Origin of the sequence: uncultured Negativicoccus sp. (assembly GCF_902480485.1) — a bacterium.
GTDB lineage: Bacteria > Bacillota > Negativicutes > Veillonellales > Negativicoccaceae > Negativicoccus > Negativicoccus succinicivorans.
Map to the genome: position 1 here is coordinate 1 of NZ_CABSTC010000010.1, position 20126 is coordinate 20126.

At 53.7% G+C, this 20126-nt stretch carries 18 protein-coding genes; 16 read left to right on the forward strand and 2 right to left on the reverse strand.

The window, feature by feature from the left end:
* Positions 1–193 precede the first annotated feature (193 nt).
* Together RDN69_RS01405 and ileS are read left to right on the forward strand one after the other, a co-directional pair.
* The gene (locus RDN69_RS01405; protein ID WP_288218161.1) at positions 194–1429 is read left to right on the forward strand and encodes a hypothetical protein; all 1236 of its coding nucleotides are present in this window, start codon (positions 194–196) and stop codon (positions 1427–1429) included.
* Positions 1430–1773: 344 nt separating this feature from the next.
* The gene (gene ileS, locus RDN69_RS01410) at positions 1774–4581 is read left to right on the forward strand and encodes an isoleucine--tRNA ligase (protein ID WP_288218162.1); all 2808 of its coding nucleotides are present in this window, start codon (positions 1774–1776) and stop codon (positions 4579–4581) included.
* Positions 4582–4630: 49 nt separating this feature from the next.
* On the opposite strand, the gene RDN69_RS01415 is transcribed toward ileS, so the two are convergent.
* A complete protein-coding gene (locus RDN69_RS01415) occupies positions 4631–5260 on the reverse strand; it encodes a TetR/AcrR family transcriptional regulator (RefSeq protein WP_024048053.1) in 630 nt (209 codons plus the stop codon).
* Between the two features lie 285 nt (positions 5261–5545).
* On the opposite strand from RDN69_RS01415, the gene RDN69_RS01420 reads away from it, so the two are divergent.
* The 14 genes from RDN69_RS01420 to RDN69_RS01485 all read left to right on the forward strand — a co-directional run bounded on the left by RDN69_RS01420 (position 5546) and on the right by RDN69_RS01485 (position 18362).
* Entirely contained in the window at positions 5546–5929 is a 384-nt protein-coding gene (locus tag RDN69_RS01420; protein ID WP_288218163.1) for a Rid family detoxifying hydrolase, read from the forward strand.
* Positions 5926–6519 carry a TIGR00730 family Rossman fold protein gene (locus RDN69_RS01425; RefSeq protein ID WP_288218164.1) on the forward strand — a complete coding sequence of 198 codons (594 nt, stop codon included), beginning with the start codon at positions 5926–5928 and terminating at the stop codon, positions 6517–6519. The genes RDN69_RS01420 and RDN69_RS01425 overlap by 4 nt, the downstream gene beginning before the upstream one ends.
* Positions 6520–6634: 115 nt before the next feature.
* Positions 6635–8008 carry an NCS2 family permease gene (locus RDN69_RS01430; RefSeq protein ID WP_288218165.1) on the forward strand — a complete coding sequence of 458 codons (1374 nt, stop codon included), beginning with the start codon at positions 6635–6637 and terminating at the stop codon, positions 8006–8008.
* Between the two features lie 9 nt (positions 8009–8017).
* Positions 8018–8500 carry a 5-(carboxyamino)imidazole ribonucleotide mutase gene (gene purE / locus RDN69_RS01435; RefSeq protein ID WP_024048057.1) on the forward strand — a complete coding sequence of 161 codons (483 nt, stop codon included), beginning with the start codon at positions 8018–8020 and terminating at the stop codon, positions 8498–8500.
* 48 nt (positions 8501–8548) lie between these two features.
* Positions 8549–9268, forward strand: coding sequence for a phosphoribosylaminoimidazolesuccinocarboxamide synthase (purC, locus tag RDN69_RS01440; protein WP_024048058.1), 720 nt, complete (start codon positions 8549–8551; stop codon positions 9266–9268).
* Positions 9268–10692, forward strand: coding sequence for an amidophosphoribosyltransferase (gene purF / locus RDN69_RS01445; protein ID WP_024048059.1), 1425 nt, complete (start codon positions 9268–9270; stop codon positions 10690–10692). The genes purC and purF overlap by 1 nt, the downstream gene beginning before the upstream one ends.
* Positions 10665–11711: a phosphoribosylformylglycinamidine cyclo-ligase gene (gene purM / locus RDN69_RS01450; RefSeq protein WP_024048060.1), complete on the forward strand. Its 1047-nt coding sequence runs from the start codon at positions 10665–10667 to the stop codon at positions 11709–11711. Before purF ends, purM begins: the two co-directional genes overlap by 28 nt.
* Before the next feature lies 1 nt (position 11712).
* Positions 11713–12333, forward strand: a complete 621-nt coding sequence (gene purN, locus RDN69_RS01455; RefSeq protein WP_024048061.1) for a phosphoribosylglycinamide formyltransferase — start codon at positions 11713–11715, stop codon at positions 12331–12333.
* Positions 12334–12335: 2 nt separating this feature from the next.
* A complete protein-coding gene (purH, locus tag RDN69_RS01460; protein WP_034437034.1) occupies positions 12336–13901 on the forward strand; it encodes a bifunctional phosphoribosylaminoimidazolecarboxamide formyltransferase/IMP cyclohydrolase in 1566 nt (521 codons plus the stop codon).
* A 28-nt stretch (positions 13902–13929) separates the two neighbouring features.
* On the forward strand, positions 13930–15207 hold the full coding sequence (gene purD / locus RDN69_RS01465; RefSeq protein ID WP_034437032.1) for a phosphoribosylamine--glycine ligase: 1278 nt from the start codon (positions 13930–13932) through the stop codon (positions 15205–15207).
* Positions 15208–15241: 34 nt separating this feature from the next.
* A complete protein-coding gene (locus RDN69_RS01470) occupies positions 15242–15760 on the forward strand; it encodes a DUF456 family protein (protein WP_034437030.1) in 519 nt (172 codons plus the stop codon).
* Positions 15761–16062: 302 nt separating this feature from the next.
* Positions 16063–16863, forward strand: coding sequence for an amino acid ABC transporter substrate-binding protein (locus RDN69_RS01475; RefSeq protein ID WP_034437028.1), 801 nt, complete (start codon positions 16063–16065; stop codon positions 16861–16863).
* Between the two features lie 71 nt (positions 16864–16934).
* Positions 16935–17588, forward strand: a complete 654-nt coding sequence (locus RDN69_RS01480) for an amino acid ABC transporter permease (RefSeq protein ID WP_024048186.1) — start codon at positions 16935–16937, stop codon at positions 17586–17588.
* A 9-nt stretch (positions 17589–17597) separates the two neighbouring features.
* Positions 17598–18362: an amino acid ABC transporter ATP-binding protein gene (locus RDN69_RS01485; RefSeq protein WP_024048185.1), complete on the forward strand. Its 765-nt coding sequence runs from the start codon at positions 17598–17600 to the stop codon at positions 18360–18362.
* Between the two features lie 318 nt (positions 18363–18680).
* On the opposite strand, the gene RDN69_RS01490 is transcribed toward RDN69_RS01485, so the two are convergent.
* Positions 18681–20024: an esterase-like activity of phytase family protein gene (locus RDN69_RS01490; protein WP_034437023.1), complete on the reverse strand. Its 1344-nt coding sequence runs from the start codon at positions 20022–20024 to the stop codon at positions 18681–18683.
* Between the last annotated feature and the right edge of the window lie 102 nt (positions 20025–20126).

Consider the following 20126-nt stretch of genomic DNA (forward strand, 5'->3'; position numbering starts at 1 on the left):
AATTTATTTTTGAGTCAAAAATAGCTCAACAAGAGTGAATATTTGACGATTTTTGTACAAAAATGTATAATAAAAGTATACAATGTATTAATGTGAGCAGCAGAAGTCTGTCCGTTGTTTGCAATTGATCGTCCCTGCGATCAGCTGAAAGTTTTATATTACAGTGACAGACATTGCCAAAGGAGGCTGGAAGATGAGAAAAACAGCGTTAGCATTAACCGTATTGGCGGCCATAGGCGCAAGCGCCATGGCGACGAACTATTACGATGTTGATATGTATTATCTCCGTGACCAGAGCAAGACGCTGACCGTAGAAGATAAGCAACACACCGGTGATCTTGCGGTACCCTACTTGGGACGCGGCGTCAGTGAAGGCGCGGTGGATCAGGCGGTAGCTGATATTCAGAATTTCTTGAACCAAAAATATGGGGAAGGTCAATACTTTGTTTATACGGATAAAGATGTGAGTGACCACCACATGAATATTTACGTTACCAAAGATGCTAACCAGGTTCCGGCTCAACCGGCTCCGGCACAACCGACCGTAGCGCCCGCTCCGACGGAACCGGCTGCAGTGCCCGCGTCGACCGTATTGGCTGACGGCGGTATCGTCTTGCAGTTGACGGACTTCACGAAGGAAATGGCCGCGGCCGATCGTGAACAGATCACGGCGATTCTCGGCAACTATACGTACGGTGACAGCGCCGCTAACTTGGCGGAACGTGCGGAAGACGCCGTTGAACATTACTTGGGTCAGAAATACGGCGAAGACTTCTATGATGTCGACGTGAAGAAACTGGAAGACGGCGCTTACGACGTTCAGATCAAAGCTGACGATCATTATAAATCGCCGGGCGCGGCAGTCGCTCCGGCGCAACCGACCGCGCCGGCCGCCGCATTCGTATATGAATTGACGGACTTCACGAGCCAAATGACCGACACTGACCGTAATAACATTACGCATATCCTGAATCAGTATGTCGCCGGCGACACGGCGGCTAACCTTGTGGAAAAAGCTCGCAATGAAGTGCAACACTATTTGAACCAAACGTACGGTGAGGAAACGTACAAAGCCGCCGTTAATCGTTTGGAAACGAATGCGTATCGGATGGAAATTCGCATGGGTTCGAGTTTTATCGAACGGCAGGTAGCGGCGGAACAACCGGCCGCCGTCAAAGATCATACGGTCCTGGAACTGATGGATTACACGAAAGCGTTGCCGGCGGAAGACCGCGCGGCGATCACGGAAATTCTCGGTAAATACACGTATGGCGCGACCCCCGATTCGCTTTCCGATCAGGCGGAAAACGCGGTGGAATACTACCTCGATCAGAAATACGGCAAAGATGTATATGATGTCGATCGCGTATCCCTGGGAGAAAACGCATTCCGCATCGAAGTCAAAGCCGATAAAAATTACGGTAAATAAGGAATGAAAAAAGCGGCCTCTTGTGAGGTCGCTTTTTATTTTGCGCGGCTGGGTAATTTCTTGACGCTGTCCTTTTTTTTGCGTATAATGATTTATAACTATTTTCTAACAGAAGGCAATGAACGAGACGGCATGTATCAGCAGACCATAGAGAGCTCGGGGCGGTGGAAGCCGAGCGGATGCGATAGGTGCGGATCACTCGGGAGTCGCGAATGCCGCAAGTGTTCGCCGGTCGCACCGTTATCGCGCTTGAGCGGTCAGCAATGACCAGTAGGGTGGTACCGCGGGAAACAACGTTCTCGTCCCTTGGGGATGAGGCGTTTTTTTATTACAGGGAGGACATTATGGATTACGGGAAAACATTACATTTGCCGCAAACGGAATTTCCGATGCGCGGCAACTTGCCGAAACGGGAACCGCAGTGGTTGGATTTTTGGCAGGAACATGATATTTATAAAAAACGATTAGCGCAACGGGAAGGCGCGGAGTCATTCGTGTTGCATGACGGCCCGCCGTACGCTAACGGCTACCTGCACATCGGTCACGCGATGAATAAAACGCTGAAAGACATCATCATGAAATACAAGACGATGCGCGGCTACTACACGCCGTATCGTCCGGGCTGGGATACGCACGGACTGCCGATTGAACACGCCGTCATCAAAAACACGGGCCTCAATCGCGCGGAAATGTCGCCGTTGGAATTGCGCGCTAAATGCCTTGCCTACGCGAAAGAATTTATCGAAATTCAAAAGAAAGACTTCATTCGTTTCGGCGTCATGGGCGATTGGGATCGTCCGTATTTGACGTTCGATCCGAAATTGGAAGATCGTGAACTCGCCGTATTCGGTGAGATGGCGAAAAAAGGTTACATTTATAAAGGCCGCAAAACCGTGTACTGGTGTCCGGTGTGTGAAACGGCGCTGGCGGAAGCGGAAATCGAATACGCGGATAAAAAATCGTTTTCGATCTTCGTCAAATTCCCGCTGATCGACGCGCGCGGCTTCCTGCCGGAAGGCGCGAATGAAGACAATGCGTTCTGCGTCATTTGGACGACGACGCCGTGGACCTTGCCGGCCAATATGGCGATCGCCATGCATCCGGAAATCGACTACGTCTGGGTCAAAGCGGGAGAAGAGTACTACCTGATGGCGCGGGATCTGGTGGAATCCGCGCTGGGGGCGTGCAAAATCGCCGATTACGAAGTGGTCAGCGAACCGAAGAAGGGACAGGAACTGGAAGGCATGGTCTTCCATCATCCGTTCCTCGAACGCACGTCGTCCGTGATCTTGGGTGAGCACGTCACGCTTGACGCCGGCACGGGTTGCGTCCACACCGCGCCGGGCCACGGTGTCGAAGACTTTGAAGTCGGCAAAAAGTACGGCTTGGACATTCTCTCGCCGGTTGACGACAAGGGCAACCTTACCGCCGAGGCGGGCGAAGATCTCGCCGGCTTAAATGTTTTGGACGGCGCCGATGTGGCGGTCATCAAAAAACTCGCGCATGCCGGCAAGCTTCTCGGCAAGAGCACGTTGCATCACCAATTCGCCCACTGCTGGCGCAGTAAAAATCCGGTGATCTATCGGGCGACGGAACAATGGTTCGCCTCTGTCGATGATTTCCGCGACGACGCGTTAAAAGCCGTTAACGATACGGAATTTATCCCGAGCTGGGGCCGGGAACGCCTCTACAACATGGTCGCCGATCGCCAGGACTGGTGCATCTCGCGCCAACGCGTTTGGGGCGTGCCGATTCCGATTTTCTATTGCAACGATTGCCATGAAGCCGTCATCACCGATGAAACGATGGCGACCGTTCGCGCCAAAGTGCGGGAAGAAGGCACAGACGCCTGGTGGAAATACGAGGCGAAAGATCTGTTGCCGGAAAATTTTGCCTGTCCGCATTGCGGCGGTCATGAGTTTACCAAAGAATCGAACATCATGGACGTGTGGTTCGATTCCGGATCGACTTGGAGCGGCGTGCTCGAACAGGAGGATTCGGATTTGTACCCGGCCTCGATGTACCTTGAAGGCAGTGACCAGCATCGCGGCTGGTTCCAGTCGTCTTTGCTGACGTCGGTCGCCGTCAACGGACACGCGCCGTATAAAACAGTCTTGACGCACGGCTTTACGATGGACGGCGAAGGCCGCAAGATGAGTAAGTCGCTCGGCAACACGGTGGCGCCGCAGGAAATCATCAACCAATTCGGCGCGGACGTGATGCGTCTTTTGGTATCCAGCGCGGATTACCAGAGCGATGTGCGCTTGTCGCCGAAAATCGTCAAGCAGATGAGCGATGTGTATCGCAAAATCCGTAACACGTTCCGTTTCCTGCTCGGTAACCTGAGCGATTTCCGACCGGGTGTCGACGACGTGGCGTATGAACAACTGGAAGAAATCGATCGCTGGGCGCTTTTGCGTTTGGAAGAAATACGTGAAAAAGTGACGCAGGCGTATGAGAATTATGAATTTCATGTGATGTACCACGTCATTCATAACTATTGCACGGTCGATCTCTCCGCGATGTATCTCGACATCGTCAAAGATCGTCTGTACGCGGAAACGGCGACCTCCGTGACGCGTCGCGCCGCGCAGACAGTGCTTTATCAAATCCTGCAAACGCTCGTGCGCCTGATCGCGCCGGTACTGAGCTTCACCGCCGAAGAAATTTGGCAGGCGATGCCGGCGGTCGACGCCAAAGCGGAAAGCGTGCACCTGACCGATTGGCCGAAAGCGGCGGCGGAACATCGCGATGCCGAACTCGGTCAACGTTGGGAAAAACGTCTCACCTTGCGCACGGATATCTTAAAAGCGCTGGAAGCGGCGCGCCAAGATAAAGTCATCGGTCATCCGCTCGATGCCAAAGTCGTCCTGCACGCCGCCGGCGAAACGTATGACGAACTGATGCGGATCGCCGACGAACTCGCGACGCTCGCCATCGTTTCGGAAGTCGAAGTCGTTGAAGGCACGGCAGGCGCTGCCGGCATGCAAGCCGAAACGACGCCGGATCTTATTTGTGAAATTCAAAAATCAACGGCCCCGAAATGTGAACGTTGCTGGATTCACAGCGAAACCGTCGGTGACTCGGCGGAGCATCCGACGGTATGCGCGCGTTGCGCTCGCGTGCTTGCCGAAGAAGCGGTTCAGGAATAAATAAAAAACACCTCGCCAAGCGAGGTGTTTTTTGCCGGTTGATTGTGTTTTATTTTTTGCCCGCCGAAATATTTTGAACCGTTTTCAGAGAGGCGATCAGTACGCGAATGTAATCATCCAAATGGTTCGGGTAAATGTAGGCGAGGCCCGGTCCTTCGGATCGATTGGAATGGAGGATCAGCGGATACTCGAGGGACGCGAAAAGCTGGAGCGTTTTGATTTGCAAAAGCGCCTGATCACGCACGCCGGTGTATTCGGAAATCGTCCGCAGAATCGGATCCCAGCAACGATCATGCAGTAAGTTGGTGTAGATAAAGTACGTATTCTGATGGTCTTCGGTCGGCGAATACGAAATCGAGCGGTACAGCGCCGGGTGAATATTCGCTAAGCGGAAGTAATTGCGCATAAACGAAAATAATCGATCTTCCGGCGCGACGTCCCCTTTTTCCAAGTAGTGAACAATATTTTCGAAATTGTCCATCAAATAGTCAATGGCCGCGCCGATTAATTCATCTTTCGAACCGAAATAGTAGCGGATCGAAGCGATATTCACGCCGGCGCGTTCGGAAATGGCGCGGACAGTCGCTTGCTTAAAGCCCTGTTCGCGGATAATGCGCGCGGTCTCCTGGATCATACGGTCGCGAACTCGTAAGCCTTTGCCTGTTAATTTGCGATTCATAATACGTCTCCTCACACGGCTGTCCGTAAAAAATCAACTGGCCGTAACTCATGAACAACGAAATGAGAAAATGAAATGCAGTGAAAAATCAGCGTTTATAACGATCATTTGTTTACATGTATTTTAGCAAAGCGTTAATCTTACTGCAACTTTCGACGGATAAAGCAAAAAAATTATAGCCGACGGTCGGAAGGCTGTCAAGCGCGTTTGCAGCGGGGCACTGTTTCCGCTATGATACAAATGGAAAGCAAATTTTGCGCAGGAAACTATAAGGAGGAAATCAATATGGCGAATATTATTACCGATCAGGCGCCGGCGGCAGTCGGCCCGTATGTACAGGGGAAAACGGCGAACGGCTGGTGCTATGTGTCGGGTCAGTTGGGATTGGATCCCGCCACGGGCGAACTGTCAAACGATGCGGTCGCGCAACTCGTGCAGGCGCTTACCAATGCGGCGGCGATTTTGGAGGCGGCCGGACTTTCAAAAGAAGATATTGTTAAAGTAACGCTCTATATTACCGACATGGGCGGGTTCCAAACGCTCAACGAAGCGTACGCGGAATTTTTCGGAGCGACAAAGCCGGCGCGCACTTGCGTGGAAGTTTCCGCACTGCCGAAAGGCGGCGCCGTCGTTGTCGATGTCATCGCGTATGATGAGGGCGCCCAATGACCGCGGCAGATCTGAAAAACACTTTGAAAATTGTTGTGTATTGCGGTTCGCGCTTCGGTAATGAGGCCATGTACCGTGACGCGGCGGTCGCTTTGGGAACGCGCATCGGCGAGCTCGGCGCGACGCTCGTTTTTGGCGGCGGCAAAATCGGCCTGATGGGCGTTGTCGCCGACAGCGTCATGGCGGCGGGCGGCAAAACCTGGGGCATCATGCCGCGTTTTCTGGTCGATAAAGAGCAGGCGCATCGCGGCTTGGATCGGCTTGAAATCGTTTCCACGATGCACGAGCGCAAAGCGCGCATGATCGAGCTCGGGGATCATTTTGTGGCGCTGCCCGGCGGTGTCGGCACGCTGGAAGAAATTTATGAAGTGCTTTCGTGGCGACATTTGGCGCTGGTTGACGGCAGCGTTTCCATGTACAATGTCGGCGGTTTTTACGACGGCGCGGCGCAACTTTTCGAGCGCGTGCTGCAGTCGGGCTTTTTGCCGGCGGATGAACAATCTATTTTAACCATCAGCGATGATTTGGAAACGATCGCGGCACAATGGAAAAATAATAAAAATGTTCGGAACATAGAGAACAATAAATAGAAAATCTAAGTTCACATTCTGATTTTTCGTTGACATTATTCGCTCGGCTTTGTACAATAAAGTCAGGATTTATCCTCGAAATTATAGCTGTGAATGCGGCGGAAAGCAGGGAATTATGCTGGAGAAATTGTTTGCGCTGACAGAGCGCAATACGGATGTCAAGACGGAGATCATGGCGGGGATTACGACGTTCATCACTATGGCGTACATCCTCTTTGTCGCACCGAGCGTCATGGGTGCGGCGGGGATGGATAAAAACGCGGTGCTGATCGCGACTTGTCTCGCGTCGGGCATCATTACGATCGCGATGGGATTGTTCGTAAATTACCCGATTTGTTTGGCGCCGGGCGTCGGCTTGATCGCCTTTTACGCGTTTACCGTGGTGTTGGGCATGGGCGTGCCTTGGCAAACCGCATTGGGCGCCGTTTTTATTTCCGGACTCGTCTTCTTGGTATTGACGCTCACGCATGTGCGGCAAATGATTATTGAAGGCATCCCCAACGGTTTGAAAGCGGCGATTACCGTCGGGATCGGTCTTTTCATCACGATCATCGGTTTGAAAATGAGCGGTCTGATGACAGTCGTCTTATCGCTTGCGCCGGATACGCTGGCGGCGGCGGTGGCCGGTGCCGGACATACGGTCGCAACGACGAATGATACATTATTTACACTGGGCGCGCTGGATAATCCGCGCCACTTGGTGACGGTGTTCGGACTTTTGTTTACCGCGCTTTTAATGGGCCGCGGGATTAACGGTTCGATTTTGATCGGCATTTTGACGACGACGGTAGTCGCGTACGCGACGGGAGTGGCGCAGTTGCCGCCGAACTTCACGCCGTTCATGTTGCCGGATTTCAGCAATAACGCGTTCTTCCAGTTGGATATTTTAGGCGCGGTTCACATGGGTCTGATTACGATCATCTTTACGTTTACCTTTGTGGAACTGTTTGACTCGATGGGCACGATGATCGGCACGGCGACAAAAGCGGGTCTGGTCGATCCGAAAACGGGACGCTTCCCCGGCATGGGCAAGGCGTTATTTGTCGATGCGTGCGGCGTATCGCTCGGTTCGCTTTTGGGGGCGAGCACGGTCACGGCGTTCGTCGAAAGCGCGGCCGGCGTCGGCGCGGGCGGACGCACGGGTCTGACTGCGGTCACTTGCGGCATCTTATTTATTATCAGCTTGTTCTTAACACCGGTCATGCTTTTAATTCCGGATGTAGCGACGAGCCCGGCGCTGATTTTGGTCGGCGCATTGATGCTCGAAGGCGTGCAGCAAATTGATTTTTCCGATTTCACGGAAGTGCTCCCGGCGTTTTTGACCATTGTCATGATGCCGTTTACGTACAGCATTGCCAACGGTATTTCGGCCGGTCTGGTCGCCTATCCGTTGATGAAAATAGTGACGGGCAAAGCGCGGGAAGTTCATCCGATCGTCTATGTCTTGGCGGTGCTCATTGTGGCGCGCTATATCTTTTTAAGTGAATAAGGAGGATTTATGAGAGTAGCGGTAGTTATGGGCAGCGACTCCGATTGGAAAGTTATGCAGGGCGCTGTCAACATCCTGAAAGAATTCGGTGTCGAACATCGTGTAGCGATTGCGTCGGCGCATCGCACGCCGGAAAAATTGGCGCAATTTGTGCATGATGAAGAAGCGGCCGGTGCGACCTGCTTTATCGCGGGCGCGGGCGCGGCCGCGCATTTACCGGGTGTAGTGGCAAGCTTGACCAGCCGCCCCGTGATCGGCGTACCATTGGCGGCCAGCTTGGGCGGGCTCGATGCGTTGCTGGCCATTGTGCAGATGCCGAGCGGCATGCCGGTAGCGACGGTTGCCATTGGCGGCGCGAAAAACGCGGCGCTGCTCGCGATCCAAATCGGCGCGGCAAGCGATGAAAAACTCGCGCGGCAATTTGCCGATTATCGCAAAGAACAGGCCGAAAAAGTGGAAAAGAAAGATCAGAAACTGCAAGCTGAATTATAATCAGAACGGTCATTTATTGATTCCGCCGAACGACGGAGAAAGAGGGTCATGATGGAAAAATTGGAAATGATGTACGAAGGCAAAGCGAAACAGGTATTCAAAACGGATCGCGACGACGAAGTTATCGTTCGTTATAAAGACGACGCGACGGCATTCAACGGCGCGAAAAAAGGCACCATTACCGACAAAGGCGTATTAAATAATAAGATTACGACTTTTTTCTTTGATCTTTTGGCGAAAAACGGCGTGCCGACGCATTTCATCGAACGCTTGGATGACCGTGAACAGCGCGTCAAAAAACTTTCGATCGTTCCTTTGGAAGTCATTATCCGCAACCGTTGCGCCGGCTCGATGGCGAAACGCTACGGCCGTGAAGAAGGCGAAGAACTCGCTTTCCCGACCATTGAATTTTGCCTGAAAGATGATGATCTCGACGATCCGCTGATCAACACGTACCACATTCGCGCGCTCAACATCGCGTCGCAGGAAGACTTGGACACCATCACGAAACTCGCGTTCAAAGTCAATGATGTTCTGAAAAAATTCCTGGCGGAAAAGGAAGTTATTTTGGTCGACTTCAAATTGGAATTCGGTAAAGACACGAAAGGCAACATTCTGCTCGGCGATGAAATCTCTCCGGATACCTGCCGTTTCTGGGATGCCAACACCTTGGAAAAACTCGACAAAGATCGTTTCCGTCGCGACCTCGGTAATGTGGAAGAGGCGTATCATGAAATGCTGCGCCGCTTGACAGGAAAAGAAAACTGATGGCGTACGATTCCATCTGGGACCGCATTGAGGAAGAGTGCGGGGTGTTCGGGATCTATGACCCCGACACCTCGGTGCCCCTGTCCGCCTACTACGGTTTGTTTGCGTTGCAGCATCGCGGTCAGGAAAGCGCCGGGATCACGGTCGCCGACGGCCAAACGATGACGACGCAGGCGGGCATGGGTCTGGTCACGGAAGTGTTCCGGGATTTGCCGGCGGATAACGGCAAAATCGCGATCGGTCATGTGCGCTACTCCACGACGGGCGCCAGCATTAAAGAAAATGTGCAGCCGTTGCAGGTGGAAACGGACCTCGGTCCGGTTGCGATCGCGCATAACGGCAACCTTGTGAACGCGCGTGCGTTACGGGAAAAACAAATTAAGCTCGGCACGACATTTCGCACGACGATGGACACGGAAGTCATCGTCAATTTACTCGCGCGTTCCACGGGCAAAGATGTCACGGAACGTTTGCAAGATGTGTGTCAGCAAATCGACGGCGCGTACTGCTTAGTGGTCGCGACGGCGACGGAACTGTACGGCGTGCGCGATCCGCAAGGCTATCGTCCGTTGTGCCTCGGTGCGACGGATACCGGCTGGGTTTTGGCGTCGGAAACCTGCGCGCTGGATTCGGTCGGCGCGAAATTCGTCCGCGACATTGCGCCGGGACAAATCGTGCGTATCGCCGCCGACGGTCCGCATTTCAGCTCTCTTGTCACGCCGCAAAGCAAGCGTCGGCAAGCGCGCTGCTCGTTTGAATACGTGTATTTCGCGCGCCCCGATTCGGTTTTGGACGGGGAAAGCGTGTACGATGCGCGCCTCAACATGGGGGCCCGCTTATGGGAAGAATGCGGCTTCACGGGCGATATCGTCATGAGCGTGCCGGACTCCGGCAACGTCGCGGCGATCGGCTATGCGCGCGCGTCAGGCATTCCCTACGCGGAAGGCCTGATTAAAAACCGCTACATGGGGCGCACCTTTATTCAGCCGACGCAGGAGATGCGGGAACGTTCCGTCAAAATGAAACTTAACCCGGTCATCAATAACGTCGCCGGCAAACGCGTCGTTTTAATCGACGACTCGATTGTGCGCGGCACGACGAGCGGGATTATTATTAATTTACTGCGCAACGCGGGGGCCAAAGAAATCGCGCTTTGCGTTTCTTCACCGACGGTGGAATATCCTTGCTATTTCGGCATCGATACTTCGGAGCGGAACCAGCTGATCGCGGTCACGCATACGGTGGAAGAAATTCGCGAACATATCGGCGCCGACCGATTGCATTTCCTGTCGCAGGAAGGTTTGGCCAAAGCGATTGCGGGTTTGCGTAAAGAGGATCTTTGCTTTGCCTGCTTTGACGGCGATTATCGGGGACCGATCCCGGAACAGGAGGAAGTATGTCCGCAAACGAACGGGAAGCACTGACGTATGCCGCCGCCGGCGTCAATATTGACGCGGGAAATCGGGCGGTGGAACTGATGAAAGACGCCGTGAAGGCGACCTATACCGATGGAGTATTGGGCGATGTCGGCGGTTTCGGAGGACTTTTTTCGCTGGGCGCGATCGCCATGAAAGAGCCGGTGCTGGTGGCCGGTACGGATGGCGTCGGCACCAAGTTGCGGTTGGCCATTGATCGCGGCGAACATACCACGATCGGGCAGGACTGCGTGGCGATGTGCGTGAATGACGTGCTCGTGCAGGGCGCGCGTCCGCTTTTCTTTCTCGACTATATTGCGACCGGTGAACTCGTTCCGGAACAGATCGCAACCATTGTGAAAGGTGTCGCGGCGGCCTGTCAGGAATCCGGCTGCGCGCTTTTGGGTGGGGAAACGGCGGAAATGGCCGGCTTTTACGCGCCGGGCGATTATGACCTGGCGGGATTCGCCGTCGGTCTCGTCGATCGTGAAAAAATCATCACCGGTGAACGCATTGCGGCGGGCGATGTTATTATCGGTTTGCCGTCGAGCGGCGTGCATTCGAACGGTTATTCGCTCGTGCGGCGCATTATTTCACGTGAAGAGCTCCAATTGGACCAAGTCTATCCGGGTTTGGAACGTCCGCTCGGTGAGGAATTGCTCACGCCGACGCGCTTGTATCCGAAAGCGATTTTGCCGCTTTTGGACGCGGTCGATGTCAAAGGCATGGTGCATATTACCGGCGGCGGATTTTACGATAATATTCCGCGCGTGTTGCCGAAAGGTTTGGGCGCGCATATTGACGGTACGAGTTATCCGGTGCCGCCGATTTTCAGATCGCTTGCGTCCTGGGGCAATGTCTCGCAGCATGAGATGTACCGCACGTTTAACATGGGCCTCGGCATGCTCGTTATCGTCGCGCCCGAAGACGCGGAAAAAACCTTGCAGAACTTGGCAGATCGCGGCGAAACCGCGTATCGCGTAGGGGAAGTCACAACGGACGGCGAAGTCGTCGTCAGCGGTGTGTAATATGAAAAAGTTAGCTATCTTCGCGTCCGGGCGCGGCTCGAATGCCCGGGCACTGATCGACGCGTGCCGCAGCGGTTTGATCGCGGCGCGGCCGGTCGTTTTGTTCAGCGATCACCCCGACGCCCCCGCGCTTGCGATGGCGCGGGCGGCGGGCGTCGATTGCCATGCGTTTGCGCCGCGGGAATTTGCGGATAAAGCCGCTTACGAAAACGCGGTCGTGGAAATGCTGCGCCCGTATGCGCCCGATTATATTTGCCTGGCGGGCTATATGCGGATTGTCGGTGCGCCGATTTTAGCGGTGTATGAGGGGCAGATCGTCAATATTCATCCGGCGCTTTTACCGTCATTCCCCGGATTGCATGCGCAACGTCAGGCGATTGATGCCGGCGTTAAAGTGAGCGGTTGCACCGTGCATTTTGTCGACGCGGGCATGGACAGCGGTCCGATTATTATGCAGACGGCGGTACCGGTATTTGCAAGTGATGACGAAACATCGCTTGCCGAACGTATTTTAACAGTAGAACATCCGACCTATGTAGAGGCGATGGCGGCGTTATGCCGTGATGAACTTTGCATAGTGAAACGGAAAGTGGTACGGCGTACGGCGTCGGGGGAGGAGTGACTATGGCCAGACGGGCTTTACTGAGTGTCTCCGATAAAACGGGGATTGTGAAACTTGCGCAGCAACTTTCAGGGGCGGGGTATGAATTAATTTCCACGGGAGGAACATTGGCCGCGTTGCAAAAGGCGGGAGTGGAAGTGACTCCGGTCGAAACGGTCACGCAATTTCCCGAAATGCTCGACGGTCGCGTCAAAACGCTGCACCCCATGGTGCATGCCGGGATCCTGGCGCGGCGCGATCATCCGGATCATATGGAGGCGCTGGCGCAGCACGGCATTACGCCGATCGATATTGTCGTCGTCAATTTGTATCCGTTTGCGGAAACGATCGCCAAGCCCGGCGTGACATTGGCGGACGCGATCGAACAGATCGATATCGGCGGGCCGTCGATGATTCGCGCGGCGGCCAAAAACTGGCGCGATGTGCTTGTCGTCACCAGCCCCGCGCAGTACGAGGATCTGGCAGAACATGTCAGTGAAGGTACGGTCAGTGATCACTATCGGTTCGGATTGGCGCAGGCCGCGTTTGCGCATACCGCCGCGTACGATGCGAAAATTGCGCAATATTTGGCGGCGCAGTCACCGGACGAAGAACCAACCGAGACGCCGGCAAAAACGTCGGAATCGGCATTTCCGCAGCAATTTGAGCTGCATATGGAAAAGGTCATGGATCTGCGTTACGGCGAAAATCCGCATCAGCAGGCGGCGTTTTACCGGACGCCCGGCAGCAAAGGCGGCGTAGCCAACGCCAAGCAGCTTCACGGCAAAGAACTTTCCTATAATAACTTGGTCGATACGGAAGCGGCCTGGCAGCTTGCGTGTTCCCTTGCAACGCCGAGTTGTGCTATTATAAAACATACGAATCCGTGCGGTTTCGCCGTCGGCGAAGATATGGCCGACGCGTTCGCGCGGGCGTTTGCCGCGGATGATGTTTCCGCGTACGGCGGCATTGTCGCTTGCAATCGTGAAGTGGATCTGGCGGCCGCGGAAAAAATGCGTCCGATCTTTTTTGAAGTCGTCATCGCGCCGAAGTTCAGCCCCGACGCGTTGGCATTGCTATCGGAAAAGAAAAATATTCGCTTATTGGAAGCCGATGCTCCGCAGGAAGGCGATTGGCAGCTGAAACACATTTCCGGCGGCCTTTTGTTGCAAGACGCCGATGACCGTCAGGACGACGAAGCGACATGGCAGGTCGTTACCAAGCGGCAACCGACGGCGGAAGAAATGCAAGCCCTGCGTCTCGCTTGGGCGGTCGTGCGTCATGTCAAATCGAATGCGATTGTCGTGACCGACGCGAAAGCGACGCTCGGGATTGGCGCGGGACAGATGAATCGTGTCGGCGCGGCGAAGATCGCCTTGGAACAGGCAGGCGCGAAGGCAAAAGGCGCGGTGCTTGCTTCCGATGCGTTTTTCCCGTTCGGTGATACCGTGGAAACGGCGGCGCAAGCCGGCATCACGGCGATCATTCAACCGGGCGGATCCATTCGCGATCAGGAATCCATTGCGGCGGCAGATGCTGCCGGTATCGCGATGGTTTGCACGGGTACGCGGCATTTCCGGCACGGCTGATACGAACATAAATATAAGGAGCAGTGGTATGAAAATCGTTTTGGTAGGTAACGGCGGCCGCGAGCACGCACTCGCCTGGAAGCTTGCGCAAAGTGAACGCGTCAGCGAAATCGTGGCGGTTCCCGGTCGTTACGGCATGCATGAAGTGGCGGAATATTTGCCGTTGGATTGGAACAGCACGGCAGAACTGGCGGATATTATTACGATGCAGGCGCCGGATCTCGTTGTGGTCGGTAGCGAAGGGCCGTTAGCCGACGGTATCGTCGATGTGCTCACAAAACGGGAAATTCTCGTTTTCGGCCCGACACAGGCGGCGGCGCGCATTGAAAGTTCCAAGGTGTTCGCCAAAGATCTTTTCGCTCGTTACCACATTCCGACGGCGGCGTACGGCAGTTTTACCGATGCCGATAAAGCCATTGCCTTTTTGGATGAAATGCAGGCGCCGTATGTAATCAAAGCGGACGGTCTGGCGGCCGGTAAGGGCGTTGTCATTGCGGAGACGTATGAAGACGCGGTGGAGGCGATTCACTCCATGTTGACCGGTGACGCATTCGGGAGCGCCGGTGAAAAAATTATTATTGAAGAATTTATGGTCGGCGAAGAAGCGAGCCTGTTGGCATTTGTCGACGGGGAAACGGTCATCCCCATGATTCCCGCGCAGGATCATAAACGTTTGTTGACCGATGACCGCGGTCCGAATACCGGCGGCATGGGCGCGTTCGCGCCGGCCGCGGTGGTGACGGACGCGGTGTACGAAGCCGCGGTGGAACAAATTTTGAAACCGACGGCGGCCGCGCTCGTGGCGGAAGGATCACCGTTCCGCGGCGTATTATACGCGGGGTTGATGATCACGGCGGACGGGCCGAAAGTGGTGGAATTTAACTGCCGTTTCGGCGATCCGGAAACGCAGGTATTGTTGCCGCTTTTGGACAGTGATCTTGCGGATATCATGGAAAAAATTTGCACGGGACATATTGATCAGGTGCGTTTGCGTTGGCTGAACGCGCATGCGGTGTGCGTAGTGGCGGCATCGTTCGGCTATCCGCGCAAAACGTACCGCGGTGATCGCATCACGGGGCTTGCCGAGGCGGCCGCGCAGGATGCGCTCGTCTTTCACGCGGGAACGCGTCATATCGATGACTCGTATTTTACCGACGGCGGTCGAGTCTTGGATGTTGTCGCCGTACGCCCCGGGTTGGCGGAAGCGAAAGAAGCCGCCTATCAGGCTCTTTCGAAAATTGAATTTGACGGCATGCAATTTCGTACGGATATTGCCGATAAAGAATTATTGCGTACGCAAAAATAAGTGCGCGTGACGGGAGGGACGAACTGTGAACACAATGTTGGTATTTATCCTCGTCTTTCTCCTGATTTGCTGCATCGCGGCGACGGCGGCGGGGTTGCCGGGCAACTACGCCATGATGCTGGTGCTGGTGGGCTTCGGTCTGCTGGACGGTTTTCGTTTATTTTCCGTGACGGCGGTCGCGTTGCTGGTCGGCGCGCTCGTCTTGGGGGAAGTCATCGAATTTCTTGCGGGCATGATCGGCGTGCGGCGTAAGCGGCGCGGCTGGAAAACGCAAATGATCGCCGTGGGCGGCGGTATTTTGGGCGGCATCATAGGCAGCGGCATCTTGCCGATTGTCGGCTCGCTGATCGGCGTTGTCATCGGCGTGTTTCTCGCCACCTATGCGGCCGTTTATTATGAGCATAAAGATCAGCAGGCCGCGAAATCGGTAGCGATCAGTGCCGCGATAGCGCAACTGATCGGGACGGGACTCAAAGTGGTGATTTCACTTTTTGTTTTAACGACGGTGGTTTTCATCGCCATTGTTGCGCAGACAGGCGCGACGATCCATTAAAAGAATGCCGTAGGGCATTCTTTTTTTGTGCAAAAAATTTAAATGTAAAAAATTTTTAGAAAAATTAATTTACCTCTTTACTTTTTTATCAAAGTAAAGTATTATGGTCATATCATCAGATAAAGGAGTGTGGTCACATGCGATGGCGGATTGCCTTGAATCATTTTTCAGGCACGGTAGTAGCGCTCGAGCGAGCGTTGGAAACGGCGGGTGGTGCGCGACATCATGCGACCCGCGAAATGATATAAAAATAAAATGCAAAATTATTTATGACAGAAAAGTCACGTATAGGAGGTATTCTCATGAACTGGAAAAAAATGACGGTCACAGCATTAATCGGTCTCGGTGTAGTCGGCGTGTTGGCAGGTTGCGGTAACGATGCGAAACCGGCCGCAGCGGACACAAAATTACCGACGAAAGTCGTTGTCGGCTTAGACGATAATTTCCCGCCGATGGGCTTCCGCGATGAAAAAGGCGAATTGACAGGCTTTGATATCGAGCTGGCGAAAGAAGTCGGTAAACGTACCGGCATACAAATGGAATTCAAACCGATTGATTGGGCAAGCAAGGAAGCGGAACTTACCGCCAAACGAGTTGACCTTCTTTGGAACGGGCTGACGATTACGGATCAACGTAAAGAAAAAATCGATTTCTCCGAACCTTACATGCACAATGATCAGATTATCGTTACATTGAAATCCCGCGCGGATTTGAAGGATATGGATTCGTTGGCGGGTAAAATTGTCGGCACGCAGGAAGGCGGCACGGGAATTGACGCGCTGGCGAAATTGCCGGATTTGAAAAATTCCTTCAAAGAATTACGCCTGTATGCGGTTTATACGGACGCGTTGATGGATTTGGAAATCGGCCGTATTGATGCGGTGTTGGTGGACGGCGTTGTCGGACGTTACTACATGACGAAGAAACCGGATACTTTCTATGAATTGCCGAAGGTCTTGGCGACCGAAGTATACGGCGTGGGCATGCGTAAAGATTCCGCCGAACTCAAAAAGGCGATTGATCGGGCGATCGGTGAAATCAAAGCCGATGGAACGGGAGAGAAGATCTCCAAAAAATGGTTCGGCAAAGATGTCATGAACTGAGCGAAGGAAAGCGCATAACCAAGTAAAAACAGGCCGGGATGACCGGCCTGTTTGCTGAGAGAGGATAGAAAATGGATTACATTGTTTCAATTTTACCGACGTTGTTGTCGGGCTTAAAGGTGACGGCGGAAATTTTTTTCCTGACGATCATCTTATCGTTACCGCTCGGCGTTTTGCTGGCGATTTTCCGCGTGCGCAGCTGGAAACCGATCCGCGAACTCGTGGCGGCCTATATTTACGTTATGCGCGGTACGCCGCTGATGCTGCAGATCCTGTTCATCTATTACGGATTGCCGCTCATTCCCGGCGTTTCCATACAGTTCGGGGACTTTACGGCGGCCCTGATCGCGTTCGTCGCCAACTATGCGGCGTACTTTGCGGAAATTTTCCGCGGCGGCATCCAAAACATCAGCCGCGGTCAGTATGAAGGGGCCAAGGTGCTCGGCTTCACGTACCCGCAAACGATGCGTTACATCATTTTGCCGCAGGTCGTCAAACGGGTTCTCGCTCCGGTCGGTAACGAAACCATTACTCTCTTGAAAGATACGTCCTTGGTCTATGTACTCGCGATGGACGATTTGATGCGACTGACACGCAGCGTCGTGCAGCGCGATTTCGATACGACCGCGTTTTTCGTGGCGGGCGTGATTTACCTCATCTGTACGTTCTTCCTGACGAAAATTTTAACGCGACTGGAAAAACACTTCGCTGTGTACGAAGATTAGGAGGCACGTATGGCTTTTATTGAAATGGAAAATATCCATAAAAAATTCGGCACGACGGAAGTCTTGCGCGGCTGCACGTTGCTGCGCGAGCGCGGCGGCGTGACCTCGGTCATCGGCCCGTCCGGCAGCGGCAAAAGCACATTTCTGCGTTGCTTGTGCCACTTGGAAACGATTGACCGCGGCACGATTTTGGTCGACGGTAAAGCGCTCGCGACTGACAGCGAAGCCGGCAGCGTGTATGCCCAACCGGAAGAAATTCAAAAGATTTGCCGCAAAATGGGCATGGTCTTTCAGCAATTTAATCTTTTTCCGCACATGACGGTATTGGATAACATTATGATCGCGCCGCAAATTGTCAAAGGCATGAAAAAGCAGGACATTTTGCCGATGGCGGAAGCGCAACTCGAACGCGTCGGCCTTTACGCGAAAAAAGACGTGTATCCGAGCCAACTCTCCGGCGGGCAGAAACAGCGTGTCGCCATCGCCCGCGCCTTGGCGATGGAGCCGCAAATCATGCTCTTTGATGAACCGACGTCCGCGCTGGATCCGGAACTCACCGGCGAAGTCTTAAAAACCATTCAGCGGCTCGCGGAAGAAAAACTCACGATGATCCTCGTGACGCACGAAATGGCCTTTGCTCGCTCGGTCGCCGACCAGATTTTATTTATGGTCGACGGCGTAGTGGAAGAAGAAGGCACGCCCGAGCAAATTTTCACTGCCCCGCGGAGTGAACGCACACAGGCGTTCCTAGCGTCCATGATCGGCAACCGGTAAAAATAAAAAGCCCCGATATGACGGGGCTTTTTGATTGCGCAAAAACGATATGGAAAAAAGAGCGCCGGGGTATTCTCGCGTTTTTGGGCGCATACAATGAATGGTAAAACGTACGGAAAAGAAGTAAATGATTTGAAAATATTTCAGCAAAATAAATGCCGGTACCTTTATGTGAAATTTTTTATAAAAAGAAAATACACCGCAATGGCGATGTATTTTCTTTAGAAAAGGAGAAAGAAAGATGAATGCGCGGAAATAGCAATCCGGCCGCGCGGTGTTGATTCCGCACGGCCGGGCTTTCAAGGGAGCGCCTGGATATCAAAGCGGTTGCGGCAGGTGGATCAGCCACAACACCGAGGGGTCGGGGCCTTCGGACATCGTCGCCCGAATACGGGTCGGCGTGCCGTCGGCGCCGCGGAGGATTCGCTGTTCGCCATCGTAAGTATATTCCGTAATATCATCTTGACCGGCGGCTGCGCCTTCGAGTTTGAGGGCGATACCGAAGTCGTTGTCGTTCGCAATCGCGAGCGTCTTTTTATCCGGTAAAAGCACGATGCCTTCCGCTTTTTCCACCGTCCAGCCATGCTGACGGAGGTCAAGGAAAAGATCTTTTTGCACCGGTTGGAAACGTTTGCCGAGCGCGTCTTGATCCGCTTCCAGCGCGTTCTGACCGGACGTCATGTCGGTAATATCGGTCGCTTTCGCGATGTCGATTTTGTAGATGCGGTTTTGCATCGTTCCCTGCGCGTCTTTACCCTGTTCAATGACCAGGAATTGGTGATCATTGATGGCGGCGATATCGCCGAGTTTCATTGCGGAGTTCTTTTTATAAGAGCCGGGCGTGATCGGGTACGCGTATGTTTTGACGTCGCCCGATTTCGGATCGAGGAGAACGAGACGGGTAAAGTTGGCAATATTTTTCGTTTTGCCGCCGACGTTGAGCGTGCTCTGCATCATCACCATTAATTTACCGGCGGGTGTGATCGCCAAACCTTCCGCGCCGCGGTTGGGTTGACGTTCCTGTAAAATTTTCGGTAAACCTTGGCCCGGAGCAAGGCGGCGAAGTTCGCGGCCTTGTCTGTCGTATTCGACGAGGAACGGGCCGTATTCATCGGTCAGCCAGAAGTGACCTTGCGCATCGACGGCAAGTCCTTCCGGATCCAAACCGTTTTTGTCATAGGCGAGCGGCCGGAATTGAAGATCCAAGCCGATTTCGCCGGTATTACCAAGAGCGCCTTGCGGTATCGGACGACCGCTGATGTCTTGGCCTGCTTTATTTTTCAAAGAAAATGATGAAACGACTGTCGCTTTCCCGTCTTTGACGCGAATGATGCCGATACGCGGCGCGTAATCGGGGACGGGGAAAATTTTACTGCTGCGCTTTTGATCGCCGTCACGATATTGGACGCTGTCCAAGTTCGGGCCGCGATCCGTGACGCCGTAGAATTCAATGGCGCCGTCACGAGTCGTTCCTTTGTAGGTCAATGCCGAACCATAGCCGAGGGGGATGGCATGTTTCGTTTGACCCGGCGCGGTGATATATTCGTGAGCGGGCAGTTCTACGGTATAACGATCAATGGCGGGCGTCGGCGCGGCGAACGCAACGCTTCCGGCAAGCAGACTGAGCGCAACCGCGCTCCATAAAAAAGTACGTTTCATCATGTTCCTGATCTTCCTCCTTTAGTTTCTTGCCATAAGCATAGAGGGGTGTTGTCAATTTCTGAACGGGTTTGTGTCAAAGTAAAGAAAAATTTTACATACGGG